Source organism: Myxococcus llanfairpwllgwyngyllgogerychwyrndrobwllllantysiliogogogochensis (assembly GCF_006636215.1).
In the GTDB taxonomy this organism is placed as follows: domain Bacteria; phylum Myxococcota; class Myxococcia; order Myxococcales; family Myxococcaceae; genus Myxococcus; species Myxococcus llanfairpwllgwyngyllgogerychwyrndrobwllllantysiliogogogochensis.
Map to the genome: position 1 here is coordinate 1 of NZ_VIFM01001058.1, position 379 is coordinate 379.

The 379-nt window shown below is 71.5% G+C and carries 1 pseudogene; it reads right to left on the reverse strand.

Going from position 1 to position 379, the window contains the following annotated elements:
- A pseudogene (locus tag FJV41_RS57785) lies at positions 1-379 on the reverse strand (hypothetical protein); the annotation flags it as partial.

Sequence of the window (379 nt, forward strand, 5' to 3'; positions counted from 1 at the left end):
TGCCAGTGCCTGCTCGCAGAGGTAGTGCGCCTGGCGGGTGCTGAAGTCCCCCTGCTGGGAATCGTGCATCTTGCGCGCGATGGCGGTGGCCTGCGGCCAGTCGCGGGAGCGCTCGTAGATGGCCAGCAGCGCCAGCCGCGCCTGGCCCTCGAAGGGCGTGCCCTCCAGGCGCTGCAGCGCGTCTTCCGCCCGGTCCAGCAGGCCGGCCTTGAGGAAGTCGAGCGCCAGCGCATGCTGAGCCCGCTCGCGGTCGGTGCGGTTCAGGTCGCCCCGCGACAGCAGGTGCTCGTGCACGCGCACCGCGCGGTTGTATTCGCCGCGGCGGCGGAACAGGTTGCCGAGCGCGAAGTGCAGCTCCGACGTGTCCGGATCGTTCTGC